Consider the following 16,987-nt stretch of genomic DNA (forward strand, 5'->3'; position numbering starts at 1 on the left):
ACGTAAACATGATACAAACAAAAAGGCATGTTCCCTTGGGAAACATGCCTTTCTTTTTACTTGAACAAAGTTGATAGGGTTATTTGACGTTTTCTAACACAACCCAGATGGCTTTGCCTACGGTGGCAAGCATTACAGCAAAAAATACTGCAATCACAGCGGTATAGGAAAGCCAACGGAGATAGCGCTGGCCTTTATCCATAGTATTATTTTGTGTTCCATTAGCCTATTTGAGTCAAACCGCCCATGTAAGGACGCAGAACTTCAGGGACTGTGATACTGCCATCAGCATTTTGATAGTTTTCTAAAATAGCCACTAAAGTACGACCTACAGCTAAACCTGAGCCGTTTAACGTATGCAATAGCGCAGGCTTATTGTCTGCTTTCACACGGTAACGCGCTTGCATACGACGGGCTTGGAAATCCTTCATGTTTGAGCAAGAAGAAATCTCACGATAGGTATTTTGTGCTGGTAACCAGACTTCGATATCGTAGGTTTTGCTTGAGCCAAAGCCCATATCGCCAGTACATAAAATCACTGTTCGATACGGTAAACCTAAACGTTGCAACACAGTTTCAGCATGACCTGTCAGCGCTTCAAGTGCCGCCATTGAATCTTCAGGCTTAACAATTTGCACCATTTCAACTTTATCGAATTGGTGCTGACGGATCAGACCACGGGTATCTTTGCCGTATGAGCCCGCTTCGCTGCGGAAACATGCAGTATGCGCTGTTAACTTTATTGGCAGCTCGTCTTCATCAACAATGCTATCGCGAACTAAGTTCGTTAATGGCACTTCTGCGGTTGGGATAAGGCTCAAGCCTTGGCCTTCTTCAGTCGCAGGTTTAGTGTGGAATAAGTCTTCACCAAACTTAGGTAGCTGGCCTGTGCCGAGTAAGCTTGCCTCGTTTACCAGTAATGGCACATAGGCTTCGGTATAACCGTGCTCTGTGGTATGTAAGTCCAACATGAACTGACCAATGGCGCGGTTTAAGCGGGCGACTTGGCCTTTCATTACGATAAAACGTGAGCCAGTAATTTTAACGGCATTTTTAAAATCTAAGCCGTTTAGGCCTTCGCCTAAATCGATATGATCTTTAATCGGGAAATCAAAAGTGCGTGGCGTACCCCAACGTCTCACTTCAACGTTCTCTGTTTCATCGGCACCCATTGGTACTGATTCATCAGGCAGGTTAGGCATAGACATGGCAATGGCATTGACTTCTTCAAGTACAGCGGCCAGTTCAATCTTTTTGGCATCCAACTGTGAACCTAAATCGCCCACTTGCGCCATGATTGCGTCAACATCTTCACCACGGGCTTTAGCTTGGCCAATGGATTTGGAGATGGCATTACGCGACGCTTGTAATTCTTCGGTAGCCACTTGCAGTGACTTACGCTTTTCTTCTAATTGAATGAGATGAGCTATGTCTAAAATAAAGCCACGGGTAGCCAGTCGCTCAGCGGTAACTTCTAATTCGTTGCGCAAAAATTTAGGATCTAACATGTGATATATTCTTAATAGTTAAATGCGAGAAAAAACCAGTTGTTGACCTAAGTACACCATGAATAAACATAGACTTAGATTCAACACCACATTCAAAATCGCCTTCAGCCAATCCCCTTCTTGCATCAGCAACAAGGTTTCATTAGAGAAAGTCGAAAACGTTGTCAAAGCACCTAATAGACCGATACCTATAAGCGCTTTGAGTTCAGGGCTGATATGACTCATTTGCCCCAGAGCGTAAATTACGCCCATAAAAAATGAACCTATAACATTAACCAACAGTGTACCAAAAGGAAAACTGCTGCCAAATACTTGGATCATGAATATTGAAATAAGATAGCGTAAAACTGCTCCAATTGACCCGCCGAAAGCCACTAATAAGATGTTAGTCATATCTTTTGTTCTCACTGGCTTGATCTAACTGGGCTAATTGCGCCAATTTATCTTTGATCCGCTTCTCAAACCCTCGCTCAGTCGGAAAATAAAACTGTGCTGTTTGCAGGGATTCGGGGAAATAATTTTCACCACTGGCATAGGCATTGGCTTCATCGTGGGCATATCGATACCCAGCTCCCATGCCGATGTCTTTCATTAACTGAGTCGGTGCATTGCGTAAATGGTGCGGCACTTCGACTTGCCCTGTTTCGCGAGCTAACGCACGCGCCGCCTTAAATGCGGTATACACAGCGTTGCTCTTAGGCGCACTGGCAAGATAAACAATGGCTTGTGCTATTGCTCTCTCACCTTCGGCGGGGCCAACACGGTGAAAACAATCCCAGGCATTCAGTGCGATTGTCATCGCCGCAGGATCGGCATTGCCCACATCTTCAGAGGCAATCGCCAGTAAGCGCCTTGCCACGTAAAGCGGATCGCCACCGCCTTCTAATATTCGACAAAACCAATACAACGCGGCATCGGGTGCTGATCCGCGAATGGATTTATGTACAGCCGAGATTAAATCGTAAAACTGATCACCGTTCTTATCAAAACCAGCAACTTGGTGCCCCGCCACTTGAATTAACATTTCAGTGGTAAAGGTGCCACCGTCGATGAGCATATCACTCATCAACTCAATAAGATTTAACGCTTTACGGGCATCACCATCACAAAGTTGTTCCAATGTGGTGAGCACATCGGTTGGCATTACAAATCGTCGTAGGCCTAAACCGCGCTCGTTATCGTTTAAGGCTTGAGTCACTATATGGGCGATTTCATCATGGCTTAAGCGCTTGATAAGATAGACCCTTGCCCGCGAGAGTAAGGCATTATTGATTTCAAAAGACGGATTTTCTGTGGTCGCGCCGATAAAGATCACTGTGCCATCTTCAATAAATGGCAGAAAGGCATCCTGCTGACTCTTATTAAATCGGTGGACTTCATCGACAAACAATAGAGTACGTTGGCCACGAGATTCTGCAACTGCTTTTGCTTGCTCAATCGCGGCGCGAATGTCCTTAACGCCAGAGGTGACCGCGGAAATGCGCTCAACGTGAGCATTTGAATAATGTGCGATTAATTCAGCTAAGGTTGTTTTACCTGTGCCCGGCGGTCCCCACAACATCATGGAATGGGCGCGCCCAGCTTCCAATGCTTTGCGTAGTGGTTGGCCCTCACCCAGTAAATGGGCTTGACCTATGTACTCGCCAATCGTTCTTGGCCGCATGCGCGCGGCCAAGGGACGAAAATCGGGTGCAAAATTAAACGATAAACTGCTCACGCGATAGCCTAATGCGCTGCTTTACGACGTTGATCATCAACATCGACGCTGTCTGGGATCACAAAGGTGAACAAGGCTTTGTCTTTATTTGTGATGGCTTGCTGATTGCTTAAATCAAACAGGCTTAAATTACCTTTATCATCGGCAACATTAAAGTTGACTAACTGGGTATTTTTGAAACACACATTGACGGACAATATGCCCGAATCAATCGCCTTAGGTTTGATCTCATAGCAATCTTGTTTCTTGGACACTGAATACTGTGACCAAGTCGCATCGTCGCGGTGGACGAGCAATGCGATGGGAGATGCATTGATTGCTTCAGCAAAATCCATGATGACCACCTCTTCGGCGAAAGGATTGTAGATCCACAAATCTTTACCATCAGCGACAATCTGCGATTCATCGGGCTGGGTTAAATGCCAATAAAATTGATTCGGATACGCTAAGGCAAAAATGCCAGACCCTGTTTGAATAACCTTTTTATTGACATCTGTTACGGTTTGTTTGAAATCGGCTTTTAGTGACGCGGTACCAATCAATTTTTCCCTGAGCTGCTGCGCATCATCGGCAAACACAGCCGAGCTAAATAGCAAAGGTGAAGCTAACAACACAGCGCATAATCGTTTTTTCATTTTATTCCTTACCCTGTAAACCCTTGGGTGTATCAAAGCTACGCCTTAGCGCGGCTTAATAATGTTTTGGTGCTGGCGGCGCTAAGACTTCACGGTTACCGTTGTGGCCTTGAGCAGAAACAATACCTTGTGCTTCCATCTGTTCAATAATGCGGGCTGCACGGTTATAACCAATCTTAAATTTACGCTGTACGCTTGAAATCGAGCCGCGACGAGTTTCAGTCACAAAGGCGACTGCTTCATCGTATAACGGATCGTATTCTTCGTCTGATTCTGCGGTTTCACCAGGCAATAATACTTGTTCACCATCACTGGCACCGTTGAGGATTTCTTCGATATATTGCGGTTTGCCACGGGCGCACCAATCGGCAACGACACGGTGAACTTCATGATCATCAACGAACGCACCATGAACACGATTCGGTACCGCAGTACCCGGTGGCAAAAATAACATGTCACCCATACCAAGCAAGGTTTCGGCACCCTGTTGATCTAAAATGGTGCGCGAATCGATACGCGATGACACTTGGAACGCCATACGTGTGGGAATGTTGGCCTTAATCAAGCCGGTAATCACATCCACTGACGGTCTTTGGGTTGCAAGAATTAAATGTATGCCTGCGGCACGCGCTTTTTGGGCAATACGGGCAATCAACTCTTCAACTTTTTTACCAACAATCATCATCATGTCAGCAAATTCATCGACAACGACAACAATCGATGGCAGCTTATCTAACGCAGGCGCTTCTGGCTCCATGCTGTCAGAAGACTTCCACATAGGATCTAAAATCACTTCGCCATTGGCCTTCGCCTCGGCAATTTTAGCGTTATAGCCCTTGATGTTACGTACGCCCATCATAGACATCAGCTTGTAGCGACGCTCCATCTCGCCGACACACCAACGCAGCGCATTGGCAGCTTCTTTCATGTCGGTAACTACCTCACATAGCAAATGCGGAATACCTTCATAGACAGACAATTCCAACATTTTGGGGTCGATCATGATAAAGCGTACATCTTCTGGGCCAGACTTATACAGTAAGCTGGTGATCATCACGTTTACACCCACAGACTTACCAGAGCCTGTAGTCCCCGCTACTAATAAATGTGGCATTTTACCAAGATCAACAACAACTGGGTCACCAGCAATATCTTGGCCTAACACCATAGTTAAGTTGGATTTACTCTCAGTAAAGGCGGCACAATCTAACACATCGCGCATAAACACGGTTTCGCGGAATTTATTGGGCAATTCGAGTCCGACATAAGCCTTGCCCGGAATAACTTCAACCACGCGCACACTTTCAGCCAGTAATGAACGAGCTAAATCCTTTGATAGATTAGAGATTTTTGACGCTTTAACGCCCGGCGCTAATTCTAATTCAAAGCGTGTGATCACAGGGCCTGGATACACACCCACCACATTGGCGATGATGTTGAAATCGGCCAATTTAAGCTCAACAAGGCGAGCGACTTGATCCAATTCCTCTGGGCTGATCGGATTCTTCTTACGGTCAGGTATGTCGAGCAAGTTAATACTCGGCAGAGGATCCATCGGTTTTTTCGGTGCGGGTTTGTCTTCTTGTCCTGGCAATACCACAATGCCATCGACAATTTTAGCTTTTTGATCTTGCTTATTACGCTGCGCTTGATTCACTGCACCTGTTGACACTTTAGTATCAAAATCAATGACGTCATCATCGCTAAAACCGAGACTTTCATCGTCTTCATTTTCTGTAAATGCTTGACTGCTAAACACTGGCTCATTGTCATCATGATCGAATGAATGCGAATTAAAATCGGCACTACCTTGCTCATCGGCATTTGAATGCTGAGGTTCAGCTAACCAAGGTGGCGCTTCAAAATTGCCATGGGCGGCCAAATCATCATTATCGATTTGTGGCTCAACCCGTTGTGCACTCTTACTTTTACTGCCATTCAAGCTCAGAATTTTTGCAAGCGCCGATAGTTTGTTTTTTGGCGACGAATTATTCTCAGTTTCAGTAATAATACCTTCTGGTTCAATGACCATATCATCAGTGGCAGCATATAGCGTTGGGGTTATCTCAGCTCTACGACCAATATGACGCTCACGCACCTTAGGCTTTTCAACTATGGGGGGCTTTTCTAGCACATATTGGGATTCACGGCGCTGTTTAAACTTATCCACCACGGACATAAAACCACGGGTATCCTCGGTTTCATGCTCACGCTTCATCGCTTGCGGCAATAATTTTAACTTTTTATAAATCCAAATAGAGACTAAGCCGATTTTCTCGACCACCGTCAGCCAGCTAATCCCAGTCAACAGCGTAAAGCCTGAGCCCAAGAAACACAGCAGTAATAAGGTAGTGCCGAGTTTATTAAAATACGGCAACATGGCTTGACCGATCACATCACCCGCCACTCCGCCTGCCGAAAACTCGTAGATATTGTTGGCATTCATGCTCGCCAAAGCAGAAAATCCTAGAATGATCAGTAAAAATCCTATCAATCTCAGGGCCACTGAAAAGTAATCAATTTCAAGTAAATGATGGGCACGTTTGAACAATAACCAACCCGTCGATGCGACAATAATTGGCATGATATAAGCCGTAACGCCGAAGAAATATAACAGAATATCGGCAATCCAAGCCCCTACTGCTCCGGTCCAGTTTTTAATATCGCCTTGAAAATGCGACTGACTCCAACCAGGATCAGACGGACTAAAACTCGTCAATGCGAGCAAAATATAAGTGGCGAGAACACAACAAATGATGAGTCCGCCTTCCAGCAGACGTTGCAGGCCAGTGAGCGTGCGTACACTATTTCCTTGAGACAAACGACGTAATCCATAAAAGTGAAAACAGGTGGGCTAACGATACCAGAATCCCACTAAATGTGGAGCACATTAGCCTGTTTTTCTATACAGAATTGGTCATGATTGGCAAAATTTAGTCTATTGAGGTGTTTTAGTGTGCTTTTAGGGAGGAATGAGTTATTACACAAACACTTCCGTTAACAAATTTGTTTAAAAATGCCACAAAAAGAAGCCCCTAAGTTAGCAAACTTAAGGGCAATACAAGGCGAATAGTAATAGGCGTTAAATGAGATGAATATATCGACGTTACTGATAAATAAGGGGCCTAAGCCCCTTATTGTAAAACCAAACAATCAGGGTAATTTAGATATCTGAGAGTAGATGATTTATCGCTACACGACTGGTGTGCTTAACTTCTTCCATCACAACATAAGTACGCGTGTCGGAAACTGAAGGTAATTTCAATAAAGTTTCACCTAACAAGCGACGATAAGCCGACATATCTGAAACACGAGTTTTCAGTAAGTAGTCAAAATCGCCTGAAACCAGATGACATTCTTGAATATCATCGAGTAGTTGCACTGCACGGTTAAACTTATCAAACACTTCGGGAGTATCACGGCTTAATGTGATTTCCACGAATACCAGTAGGGATGCACCCAAGAAATGAGGATTCACCAATGCGGTATAGCCATTGATGTAACCTTGCTTTTCGAGACGTTTTACTCTTTCTAAACACGGAGTTGGACTTAGTCCGACTCTTTTTGACAATTCCACATTTGAAATGCGGCCATCAAGTTGTAGTTCATTAAGAATGTTGCGATCGATGCGATCCAAGTCTTTTACAGGACTCTTTTTATTATATGCCATTTATTTAACCTTGCTTTATCACTAAAACAACATTTTATTCTACGTATGCCGAAAGTTCAGCAGCATAAACTGCGTCGCCGATACTATACTAGATATCCCTGAATTAATCACGTTCAGGTCACGATAAAATAACAATTATGCCCATTAAAAGTGGGATTTCAGGCAATTGAGGCTCAAAGATGATTATTGGTGTTCCCAAGGAAATTAAAAACCACGAATATCGTGTCGGTATGGTTCCTTCTAGTGTTCGCGAGTTGGCGATCAAAGGTCACGACGTTTTTGTTGAAACAAATGCAGGCATAGGTATTGGTTTTTCAGATCAAGATTATATTGATGCTGGCGCCACAATTTTAGCGACTGCTGCTGAAGTTTTTGCTAAAGCGCAGATGATTGTAAAAGTAAAAGAGCCTCAAGCAGTTGAACGCGCTATGTTGCGTCACGATCAGATTTTATTTACTTATCTGCATCTTGCTCCAGATTTACCGCAAACTGAAGATTTAATCAAAAGTGGTGCCGTATGTATCGCTTACGAAACTGTGACAGACGATCGTGGTGGCCTGCCTTTGCTTGCCCCTATGTCTGAAGTCGCTGGTCGTATGTCAATCCAAGCTGGCGCTATGGCATTAGAGAAATCTTCTGGTGGCCGCGGTATGTTATTGGGCGGCGTACCGGGGGTTGAGCCTGCTAAAGTCGTCATTATTGGCGGCGGTATGGTTGGTACTAATGCAGCACAAGTAGCAGTTGGTATGGGTGCTGATGTTGTTGTGCTTGATCGCAGTATTGATGCTCTACGTCGTTTAAATGTGCAATTCGGTTCTGCTGTAAAAGCCATTTACTCAACTGCGGATGCAATTGAACGTCATGTTATTGAGGCCGATCTTGTGATCGGTGGTGTACTAATTCCAGGTGCTGCGGCGCCCAAATTGGTTACTCGTAGCATGATTTCACGTATGAAACCTGGCAGCGCTATCGTTGACGTGGCGATCGATCAAGGCGGTTGTGTTGAAACTTCACATGCCACTACTCACCAAGATCCTACCTATATCGTTGATGATGTTGTGCATTACTGTGTTGCAAATATGCCTGGTGCGGTCGCTCGTACTTCAACATTTGCGCTTAATAATGCAACCTTACCGTACATTCTCAAGTTAGCAAATTTAGGCTATAAAGAAGCGCTGTTGCAAGACAAGCATTTTCTTAATGGCTTAAACGTCATGCACGGTAAAGTGGTGTGTAAGGAAGTGGCTCACGCCCTAAACTTAGCGTTCACATCTCCTGCGACACTATTAGTATAAGTTTTTAATTAACTTAACTTTTTATGTGGATTTAAGCTGGCTTTACTTAGTATGTAATTCAAATCGGTCTCGATACTATTGAGGCCGATTTTTTATTGGGTAGAAATAGGCTCCACTACGATCGCACCATCATATTTATACAAGCTCATCCCGTGCTTCATTTCGTGGTTCACACTTAAGCTATTTATTCACAGTAAAGTAAAACTGACACTCTCCATACTAAAACGGATGGACTCGATTAGTGCAATCTAAAAGAATCGCCCTCCAACACTTTACCCCCACAGGTAAATTCCCTACAATCCTTGCAATTTGCTAAAGGCACGGAGATAAAAATGAGCCAGGTCAGACATTGTAACTTATTGATTTTGGGTTCAGGCCCAGCAGGATATACCGCAGCCGTTTATGCTGCGCGTGCGAATTTAAAACCTGTGATGATCACAGGTATGCAGCAAGGCGGTCAATTAACCACGACGACTGAAGTTGAAAACTGGCCAGGTGACGCGGACGACTTAACGGGTCCAGCCTTGATGGAACGTATGCAGAAGCATGCTGAAAAGTTCGATACTGAAATCTTGTTCGATCACATTAACGAAGTCACTTTAACCGAGCGCCCTTTCCGCTTGAAAGGCGACAATGGCGAGTACACCTGTGATGCACTGATCATCGCAACTGGCGCTTCTGCCCGTTACTTAGGGTTAGAGTCAGAAGAAGCTTTCAAAGGTCGCGGTGTATCAGCCTGTGCAACCTGTGATGGCTTCTTCTATCGCAATCAAAAAGTCGCAGTTATCGGTGGCGGCAACACCGCCGTTGAAGAAGCATTGTATTTAAGCAATATTGCTGCTGAAGTTCACCTCATCCATCGCCGTGACACCTTCCGCTCAGAAAAAATCTTAATCGACCGTCTGATGGACAAAGTCGCCAATGGCAACATCATCCTTCACTTAGATCAAACCATGGATGAAGTGGTTGGTGATGCCATGGGTGTGACAGGTCTGAAGATGAAGAGCACTAAAGATGGCTCGATCACTGACTTAGCCGTTGCTGGTGTGTTCGTCGCTATTGGTCACAGCCCTAATACCGGTATTTTTGAAGGCCAGTTGGAAATGAACCACGGTTATTTAAAAGTTCAGAGTGGCTTGCAAGGTAACGCCACGCAAACCAGTATCGAAGGTGTTTATGCCTGTGGTGATGTGATGGACCAACATTATCGTCAAGCCATTACTTCTGCTGGCACCGGCTGTATGGCTGCACTCGATGCAGAGCGTTATTTAGACGCTAAGAAGTAACTAGACTCGATTTTTCAACGAATAGCAGGTTTAGCCTGCTATTTTTTTAGGTCAAAATCGTTAAGCAATAGCAAAATTTTTGCGGGCTTACCAGTAAGTACTGTTCACGCGCGCACGTGTCTTTCCTTCACGATTCTTAATCTTGTACCAGTTAGATGGGCGCTTATAAGTGTTTAGGTAAATAACATCATTAGGTTAAGTCAAAAATGGCGCACAAAAAAAGGGACCAAATGGTCCCTTCTCTACAGCAACAAACTAATTTCTTAGTTTAACGCTTCTTTTGCTTTTTCAACTAAAGTTGCAAATACAACTTTGTCGAATACAGCGATGTCAGCCAAAATCTTACGATCGATTTCGATAGACGCCTTTTTCAGACCGTTGATGAAACGGCTGTAAGACAGACCATTTTGACGAGCGGCAGCATTAATACGTGCAATCCAAAGTTGACGGAATTGACGTTTTTTCTGACGACGGTCACGATAAGCATATTGACCAGCTTTAGTTACTGCTTGAACAGCAACACGGTAAGTACGGCTACGAGCGCCATAATAACCTTTAGCTAGTTTTAAAACTTTCTTGTGACGAGCACGAGCGGTTACACCACGCTTAACTCTTGGCATTTTCTAAACTCCTAAATTAAGCGTAAGGTAATTGACGCGCGATTGCTGGAACGTCAGCTTTTGATACTAAACATTTGGCACGTAAGTGACGTTTACGTTTAGTGCTTTTTTTCGTCAAAATGTGACGTAAGTGTGCTTGCTTGCGCTTGAAACCATTAGCGGTTTTCTTAAAACGCTTCGCTACACCCTTATCTGTTTTCATTTTAGGCATTTCTAAAACTCCGCATTGGGATGTTTAATAAAAAGCAAGGCGAGCAAAGGCCATAGACCTTTGCTACTTTAAGTTTTGCCCTACTTATTTCTTTTTAGGCGCTAGCACCATAATTGCTTGTCGGCCTTCCATTTTCGGGAAAGATTCAACAACCGCATACTCGTCCAAATCAGCCTTGATACGGTTCAATAGATCCATACCCAGGTTTTGGTGTGCCATTTCGCGACCTCGGAAACGAAGCGTAATCTTCGCTTTGTCCCCGTCTTCCAGAAAACGTATCAGGTTGCGTAGTTTTACCTGATAGTCGTTTTCGTCAGTTCCAGGACGGAATTTAATTTCCTTGACCTGAACCTGCTTTTGCTTCTTCTTTTGTTCCTTGGCTGACTTAGCCTTATCAAAAAGGAACTTACCGTAGTCCATAATGCGACATACTGGAGGTTCAGCATTTGGGCTGATTTCTACTAGGTCTACACCTGCTTCATCTGCCAAATTCTGAGCATCTCTGATGCTTACCACACCAATAGCTTCACCATCAATGCCTGTTAAGCGTACTTCTGGTACACCTGTGATTTCTTCATTGATTCTATTAGGGGCCGGCTGACGCCCTGCTGTTTTTTTGATCTTTATGACCTATTCCTCCAACAATTTGAGACTACGGAGCGAAATCTGTTGATGGATTTTAGTGGCGAAATCTTCAAGTCGCATCTTACCTAAATCGATACCATCACGGGTACGCACCGCTACTTCCTTATTTTCCATTTCTTGATCGCCAACGACCAACAAATAAGGGACACGCCTTAAGGTGTGCTCGCGTATTTTAAAGCCTATTTTCTCATTCCTCAAGTCAAAAGACGCTCGAATACCTTGTTCTTTGAAGAATTTTACGACTTCTTCAACATAATCAGCCTGTTTATCGGTGATATTCATCACGACAACTTGCATTGGGGCTAACCAAGTTGGGAAACGTCCTGCATATTCTTCTATCAAGATACCCAAAAATCGTTCCAAAGAGCCTAAAATAGCACGATGGATCATCACTGGGGTCTGACGGCTGTTATCTTCGGCAACGTAAGTTGCACCAAGACGGCTTGGCAACGCATAATCGAGCTGCACAGTACCACATTGCCACGCTCGGTCCAAACAATCGTGTAAAGTAAATTCGATTTTTGGTCCGTAGAACGCGCCTTCGCCTGGCAAAATAGTGAATTCAATATTATTGGCACGCAGAGCTTGCTTAAGTGCTTCTTCCGCTCTGTCCCACATCGCATCGTCACCGATACGTTTCTCTGGGCGAGTCGACAGTTTTACTACGATATTTTCAAAGCCGAAGGTCGCGTAAGTATCGTAAACCATCTGGATACAGGCACTCACTTCCTCTTGAACTTGGCTGTCAGTACAGAAAATATGGGCGTCATCTTGCGTAAAGCCACGTACACGCATTAATCCGTGTAACGAGCCTGAAGGTTCATTACGGTGACAGCAACCAAATTCAGCCATACGCAATGGCAGATCACGGTAAGATTTCAACCCTTGGTTGAAGATCTGCACGTGGCCTGGGCAGTTCATTGGTTTGATGGCGTATTCGCGGTTTTCGCTGCTGGTCGTGAACATGGCTTCTGAGTATTTATCCCAGTGACCAGAACGTTCCCACAACACGCGGTCCATCATTAATGGGCCTTTCACTTCTTGGTAAGTATATTGGTTTAGCTTACGGCGAATGAATCTTTCTAATTCGAGGAAGATGCTCCAACCGTCGTTATGCCAAAACACCATACCCGGTGCTTCTTCTTGCATGTGATACAAGTCGAGCTGCTTACCGATTTTACGGTGGTCACGCTTAGCCGCTTCTTCAAGACGGGTTAAGTGTGTGCTCAAGGCTTTTTTGTCGGCCCAAGCGGTACCATAGATACGTTGCAACATCTTGTTTTCTGAGTTGCCACGCCAATAAGCGCCGGCAATGCTCATTAATTTAAAATGTTGGCAGAAACGCATGTTAGGTACGTGCGGTCCACGACACATGTCAGTGTATTCTTCGTGATGATACAGCGCAGGCGTCGCGTCTTTGCTGATGTTCTCATCCAGAATGGCAATCTTATAATCTTCACCGCGCGCAGCGAATGTATCACGGGCTTCTTGCCAGCTAACGACACGTTTTACTACGTCATAGTTAGTTTTTGCTAGTTGAAGCATGCGCTTTTCTAATGCGTCGATGTCATCTTGAGTCAACTTGTGCTCAAGGTCGATATCATAGTAGAAGCCATTATCGATAACAGGACCAATCGCCATCTTGGTTTCTGGCCACATTTGCTTAATCGCGTGACCTAATAAATGCGCGCAAGAATGGCGAAGAATTTCAACACCTTCTTCGTCTTTGGCGGTAATGATTGATAGCTCAGCATCGGTTTCAATGAGATCGCAAGCATCTTTTAATTCGCCATTAACGCGGCCAGCGATACAAGCTTTCGCTAAACCAGGGCCAATATCGGCGGCAACATCGAGGGTCGATACAGTATGAGCAAACTCGCGTTTGCTACCATCGGGAAGTGTAATTACAGGCATGAAATGTCCTTTCCAGTGGTGACCCACACGTAGGGCCACTTGGTTTTAGTTAATGTAAGAGAAATGCTCGCTAGGTTAAGACAGTACAGGAGTCTTAGCCGCCTTGCGTAGCAGGGCGTTTATTCTAAGGGATTGTAGCTAAAAGGCGCAAGCATATTGACCAGAATTGGGATTGGAAACAAAAAGCAAATTCATGATTTTGCAGTGTCTTGGTAACTTCTTGGTCATCTAACTCCCCTATTCTAGCGCCAGTTTATTGGGCATCACTGAAAACATGACAAGGGAGTTGATATGTTGAACTGCATTCTACTGGCTGTAACACTCACGCACACAGCAACCGCTTTACCTGAGCCGCAGGTGAAAATCACAAGCAAATCTTTGATTGATACTCAAGTGTTACTCGTTGATATTAAAAGTGAACTTGAGCAACAGATGCAGCGTTTAACGCTGGATATTACCCAAGATGCCCGCGATGGCGTGTTACACAGCAATGAAATGGAGGGGTTAGTGACGGCAAAGGACTAGTTTTTAGAAGAGATAATGATCCAACAAGAAAATATTTAACCAGAAGGTCTATCATGCTGCGTTTTGAGACCGACTTCATCTAAGTCAGTGCACTGCACTCTGCTGTATACTCAAATAGGAAGCACATAAAGCGCACTCAGGTTTCGAAATCGTCAAAGTGCAGACAATATAAGCGATAAGCGTACGAAGTATGAGATGCGTTGATTGAGCAGAGCGATTCGCTCTATTGGCGATAAGGAGTTGCACCATGAGAGTCATGAACAAAGTTATTGCTTGTCCCCACTGCGGGCACCATCAAGATATCAGTATCGATGCCAGCTGTGGAGACCAAGATTATTACGATGACTGCCGAATTTGTTGTAATCCGATTCACTTACGCTTACACATCGATGAATCGAGACGAACGGTTGAGCTGTATATCGATTCAGACGACGAGCAAATCTATTAAACGAGATTGCACTACACGCTGCGATGTCACAAAACTAACGTGCTTGTTCGTTAAAACGCCTGGCCAGCACGCGCTCGACTGTGTCGACGATAATTTGTGTTTGGCTGTCGATCTCAATATTGAGTTCACCACCCACTTTATACTGACTTAAATTGGTCAGTTTTAGGGTTTCAGGAATTAAGTGCAACTTAAAACCGGAGTCACTCACCTCGCCAACCGTTAAACTACAGCCATTAACGCCAACAAAACCTTTATAAAAAATGTAATCCATCCATTTAGGCTCAATGCCCAGTGTCAGATCATAATGCTGTTCTGTATGGCTAATATCGATGACTTTGGCCTTAGTATGGATATGGCCAGAGAGAATGTGCCCACCAATTTCACTACCGAAAGTTAACGAACGCTCAACATTAACGCTTTGACCTATAGACAAATTAGCCAGATTCGTCAGTCGCAAGGTCTCTTCCACTACGTCGAAAAATACCCTATCATCAACGACCTGAGTCACAGTAAGACATACCCCGTTATTTGCCACACTTGCACCAATCGCAAGTCCCTCATGCAAATCAGGTTCGAACGCTACCTCAAGGGTATTTAGGCCATCTTTCTTATGTATTGCAACCACCTCGCAGGTGGCTTGAACTATACCTGTAAACATTTTCTGCTCGCTTAATCGTTAAAGGCTGTATTTATGAATCATTCAGGCTATCAAGCCAAACGTTTAATCCAATTGGCGCTGCCGGTGCTAATAGCTCAGGTCACTCAGACCATGATGGGCTTTATTGATACCGTTATGGCGGGCCGTGTTAGCGCGGTTGATATGGCCGCTGTTGCGGTCGGCACTAGCCTTTGGTTACCCGCTATTCTGTTCGTCCAAGGTTTACTGATGGCTTTTACGCCTTTATTTGCCCACTACAATGGAGCTAATAATCAAAAAGCTATCCAACCTTTGGCCTTTCAAGGTGCCTATCTTGCCATTATAGGCGGCATTGGTGTGATGGTTTTCCTTGCATCAGCACCCTTTGTGCTTGGCCACATGGACTTGGAGCCTGAATTATACCGCTTAACCATAGGATATCTCGACGGTATTTTATGGGGCGCGCCCGCATTTGTACTATATCAAGTGCTGCGCGGCTGTAGTGAAGGGATTTCTTATACATTACCGACCATGGTCATTGGTTTTGTCGGTCTAGCCGTAAATATCCCCGCTAACTATATTTTTATTTATGGACACTTTGGCGTACCGGCCATGGGCGGTGCAGGCTGTGGTATCGCCACTGCTCTCGTATTCTGGGCCATGCTAGTTGCCATGACCATTTACATGCAGTTGCATAAAAAATTCGCGGCTTTAGCTCCCTTCAGTAAATTTCATCGCCCAGACTTTGAAACTATGAAGAAAATGACCAAACTCGGCATGCCGATAGCAATGGCGCTGTTTTTTGAAGTGAGTTTATTTGCCATCATAGCGCTATTACTCGCGCCACTTGGCGCAACAGTGGTCGCAAGTCACCAGATTGCACTCAACTTTTCTGCCATCGTATTTATGCTGCCGTTATCTATCGGTATCGCGGTATCGATTCGGATTGGTTATTACTTAGGCCGTGATCGCGCTGATATTTCCGCGGTGGTTACTAAAGTGGGCTTATGGCTGGCACTATCCCTTGCTCTAACGACAGCGGTTTTGACCGTATTATTTAGATTCCAAATTGCGAAACTTTATAATGGTGATCCTGAAGTGGTTGCCTTAGCCGGCAGCTTGATGTTGATGGCAGCCCTGTATCAATTATCTGATTCAGTTCAAGTGGTCGCAGCGGGTGCTCTTCGCGGTTATAAAGATACACGCAGCGCTTTTTATATCACGCTGTTTTCCTACTGGGGGATTGGTATGTCACTCGGTTATACCTTAGCTTATACGGACCATATCGTTCCCGCGATGGGCGCCCATGGATTCTGGGCAGGATTGATTGCGGGCTTGACCTCAGCAGCGCTGTTATTTTTCATTCGTCTGCGTTACATCCAAAAGCATGGCGTGCATTTGAGCCTTATTGAAGGTGACAGTGTTCACCATTGATTGCATTAATGGCGAGCGACAGTGCTCGCCTTTTGGTTTATCAGTTTGATTTCGATGCATTCTCTGAAGTAAAGCGAATAAAAAATTGCGGTTTTATCGGCGGCATTGTTGAAACACTGGGCAAGTTGCACAGCAATTCACCATTTGACGACAAATTTGTTTTTTTTGCTTGCCTGCCCTGCGCTATGCCCCTAATATAGCGTTCGTTCCAAGGCGCAACGCTTTTGAATAGCTTGTTAAATTTTGCGATGCACCCGTAGCTCAGTTGGTTAGAGCACTACCTTGACATGGTAGGGGTCGGTGGTTCGAGTCCACTCGGGTGTACCACTCTCTTCAAAGAGTATAAATTTTGAAATTCAAACAGTGCACCCGTAGCTCAGTTGGTTAGAGCACTACCTTGACATGGTAGGGGTCGGTGGTTCGAGTCCACTCGGGTGTACCA

The 16,987-nt window shown here is 44.7% G+C and carries 17 protein-coding genes and 2 tRNA genes; 7 read left to right on the forward strand and 12 right to left on the reverse strand.

From position 1 onward, the window contains the following. Positions 1-79: 79 nt before the first annotated feature. The 7 genes from HGO26_RS22495 to lrp all read right to left on the reverse strand — a co-directional run bounded on the left by HGO26_RS22495 (position 80) and on the right by lrp (position 7,530). Positions 80-202, reverse strand: coding sequence for a hypothetical protein (locus HGO26_RS22495; protein WP_028759944.1), 123 nt, complete (start codon positions 200-202; stop codon positions 80-82). A gap of 19 nt (positions 203-221) precedes the next feature. Next, positions 222-1,508, reverse strand: a complete 1,287-nt coding sequence (gene serS, locus HGO26_RS21330; RefSeq protein ID WP_028759943.1) for a serine--tRNA ligase — start codon at positions 1,506-1,508, stop codon at positions 222-224. An 18-nt stretch (positions 1,509-1,526) separates the two neighbouring features. Then, complete coding sequence (gene crcB / locus HGO26_RS21335; RefSeq protein ID WP_028759942.1) at positions 1,527-1,901, reverse strand: fluoride efflux transporter CrcB; 375 nt, start codon at positions 1,899-1,901, stop codon at positions 1,527-1,529. Beyond that, entirely contained in the window at positions 1,894-3,225 is a 1,332-nt protein-coding gene (locus HGO26_RS21340; protein ID WP_168827720.1) for an AAA family ATPase, read from the reverse strand. Before HGO26_RS21340 ends, crcB begins: the two co-directional genes overlap by 8 nt. Positions 3,226-3,233: 8 nt before the next feature. Next, on the reverse strand, positions 3,234-3,860 hold the full coding sequence (lolA, locus tag HGO26_RS21345) for an outer membrane lipoprotein periplasmic chaperone LolA (protein WP_168827721.1): 627 nt from the start codon (positions 3,858-3,860) through the stop codon (positions 3,234-3,236). Between the two features lie 55 nt (positions 3,861-3,915). Further along, a complete protein-coding gene (locus HGO26_RS21350; RefSeq protein WP_105252500.1) occupies positions 3,916-6,681 on the reverse strand; it encodes a DNA translocase FtsK in 2,766 nt (921 codons plus the stop codon). A gap of 342 nt (positions 6,682-7,023) precedes the next feature. Then, positions 7,024-7,530: a leucine-responsive transcriptional regulator Lrp gene (gene lrp / locus HGO26_RS21355; protein ID WP_006081649.1), complete on the reverse strand. Its 507-nt coding sequence runs from the start codon at positions 7,528-7,530 to the stop codon at positions 7,024-7,026. Between the two features lie 179 nt (positions 7,531-7,709). On the opposite strand from lrp, the gene ald reads away from it, so the two are divergent. Continuing rightward, a complete protein-coding gene (ald, locus tag HGO26_RS21360; protein ID WP_028759938.1) occupies positions 7,710-8,825 on the forward strand; it encodes an alanine dehydrogenase in 1,116 nt (371 codons plus the stop codon). 332 nt (positions 8,826-9,157) lie between these two features. Further along, positions 9,158-10,111, forward strand: a complete 954-nt coding sequence (gene trxB / locus HGO26_RS21365) for a thioredoxin-disulfide reductase (RefSeq protein ID WP_007647644.1) — start codon at positions 9,158-9,160, stop codon at positions 10,109-10,111. 263 nt (positions 10,112-10,374) lie between these two features. Here the strand turns inward: trxB and rplT are convergent, their stop codons facing one another. From rplT to thrS, 4 genes are all read right to left on the reverse strand, one after another. Continuing rightward, on the reverse strand, positions 10,375-10,731 hold the full coding sequence (rplT, locus tag HGO26_RS21370; protein WP_006081652.1) for a 50S ribosomal protein L20: 357 nt from the start codon (positions 10,729-10,731) through the stop codon (positions 10,375-10,377). Positions 10,732-10,747: 16 nt separating this feature from the next. Further along, complete coding sequence (gene rpmI / locus HGO26_RS21375; RefSeq protein WP_006081653.1) at positions 10,748-10,942, reverse strand: 50S ribosomal protein L35; 195 nt, start codon at positions 10,940-10,942, stop codon at positions 10,748-10,750. An 84-nt stretch (positions 10,943-11,026) separates the two neighbouring features. Continuing rightward, on the reverse strand, positions 11,027-11,569 hold the full coding sequence (gene infC / locus HGO26_RS21380; RefSeq protein ID WP_012089240.1) for a translation initiation factor IF-3: 543 nt from the start codon (positions 11,567-11,569) through the stop codon (positions 11,027-11,029). 3 nt (positions 11,570-11,572) lie between these two features. After that, positions 11,573-13,501, reverse strand: a complete 1,929-nt coding sequence (gene thrS / locus HGO26_RS21385; protein WP_168827722.1) for a threonine--tRNA ligase — start codon at positions 13,499-13,501, stop codon at positions 11,573-11,575. Positions 13,502-13,792: 291 nt separating this feature from the next. Between thrS and HGO26_RS21390 the strand changes: the two genes are divergently transcribed. Together HGO26_RS21390 and HGO26_RS21395 are read left to right on the forward strand one after the other, a co-directional pair. Further along, complete coding sequence (locus HGO26_RS21390; RefSeq protein ID WP_131525575.1) at positions 13,793-14,026, forward strand: hypothetical protein; 234 nt, start codon at positions 13,793-13,795, stop codon at positions 14,024-14,026. 247 nt (positions 14,027-14,273) lie between these two features. After that, on the forward strand, positions 14,274-14,474 hold the full coding sequence (locus HGO26_RS21395; protein ID WP_028759934.1) for a CPXCG motif-containing cysteine-rich protein: 201 nt from the start codon (positions 14,274-14,276) through the stop codon (positions 14,472-14,474). Positions 14,475-14,508: 34 nt separating this feature from the next. Here HGO26_RS21395 and HGO26_RS21400 read toward each other — a convergent pair whose 3' ends face one another. Next, positions 14,509-15,132, reverse strand: coding sequence for a riboflavin synthase subunit alpha (locus HGO26_RS21400; protein WP_168827723.1), 624 nt, complete (start codon positions 15,130-15,132; stop codon positions 14,509-14,511). A 33-nt stretch (positions 15,133-15,165) separates the two neighbouring features. Here HGO26_RS21400 and HGO26_RS21405 point away from each other — a divergent pair, with 33 nt between their 5' ends. The 3 genes from HGO26_RS21405 to HGO26_RS21415 all read left to right on the forward strand — a co-directional run bounded on the left by HGO26_RS21405 (position 15,166) and on the right by HGO26_RS21415 (position 16,987). Next, positions 15,166-16,545, forward strand: a complete 1,380-nt coding sequence (locus tag HGO26_RS21405; protein WP_168827724.1) for an MATE family efflux transporter — start codon at positions 15,166-15,168, stop codon at positions 16,543-16,545. Positions 16,546-16,795: 250 nt separating this feature from the next. After that, positions 16,796-16,872, forward strand: a tRNA-Val gene (locus HGO26_RS21410). A gap of 38 nt (positions 16,873-16,910) precedes the next feature. After that, positions 16,911-16,987: transfer RNA gene (locus HGO26_RS21415), tRNA-Val, on the forward strand.

Origin of the sequence: Shewanella oncorhynchi (assembly GCF_012584455.1) — a bacterium.
Lineage (GTDB): Bacteria > Pseudomonadota > Gammaproteobacteria > Enterobacterales > Shewanellaceae > Shewanella > Shewanella oncorhynchi.

Bases quoted from the DNA above. Each gene is read 5' to 3' on its own strand.
- HGO26_RS21390 (WP_131525575.1), top strand. From the start codon at position 13,793: ATGTTGAACTGCATTCTACTGGCTGTAACACTCACGCACACAGCAACC.
- trxB (WP_007647644.1), top strand. From the start codon at position 9,158: ATGAGCCAGGTCAGACATTGTAACTTATTGATTTTGGGTTCAGGCCCA.
- lolA (WP_168827721.1), bottom strand. From the start codon at position 3,860: ATGAAAAAACGATTATGCGCTGTGTTGTTAGCTTCACCTTTGCTATTT.
- crcB (WP_028759942.1), bottom strand. From the start codon at position 1,901: ATGACTAACATCTTATTAGTGGCTTTCGGCGGGTCAATTGGAGCAGTT.
- HGO26_RS21400 (WP_168827723.1), bottom strand. From the start codon at position 15,132: ATGTTTACAGGTATAGTTCAAGCCACCTGCGAGGTGGTTGCAATACAT.
- HGO26_RS21395 (WP_028759934.1), top strand. From the start codon at position 14,274: ATGAGAGTCATGAACAAAGTTATTGCTTGTCCCCACTGCGGGCACCAT.
- rplT (WP_006081652.1), bottom strand. From the start codon at position 10,731: ATGCCAAGAGTTAAGCGTGGTGTAACCGCTCGTGCTCGTCACAAGAAA.
- HGO26_RS22495 (WP_028759944.1), bottom strand. From the start codon at position 202: ATGGATAAAGGCCAGCGCTATCTCCGTTGGCTTTCCTATACCGCTGTG.
- serS (WP_028759943.1), bottom strand. From the start codon at position 1,508: ATGTTAGATCCTAAATTTTTGCGCAACGAATTAGAAGTTACCGCTGAG.
- thrS (WP_168827722.1), bottom strand. From the start codon at position 13,501: ATGCCTGTAATTACACTTCCCGATGGTAGCAAACGCGAGTTTGCTCAT.
- ald (WP_028759938.1), top strand. From the start codon at position 7,710: ATGATTATTGGTGTTCCCAAGGAAATTAAAAACCACGAATATCGTGTC.
- HGO26_RS21405 (WP_168827724.1), top strand. From the start codon at position 15,166: ATGAATCATTCAGGCTATCAAGCCAAACGTTTAATCCAATTGGCGCTG.
- lrp (WP_006081649.1), bottom strand. From the start codon at position 7,530: ATGGCATATAATAAAAAGAGTCCTGTAAAAGACTTGGATCGCATCGAT.
- rpmI (WP_006081653.1), bottom strand. From the start codon at position 10,942: ATGCCTAAAATGAAAACAGATAAGGGTGTAGCGAAGCGTTTTAAGAAA.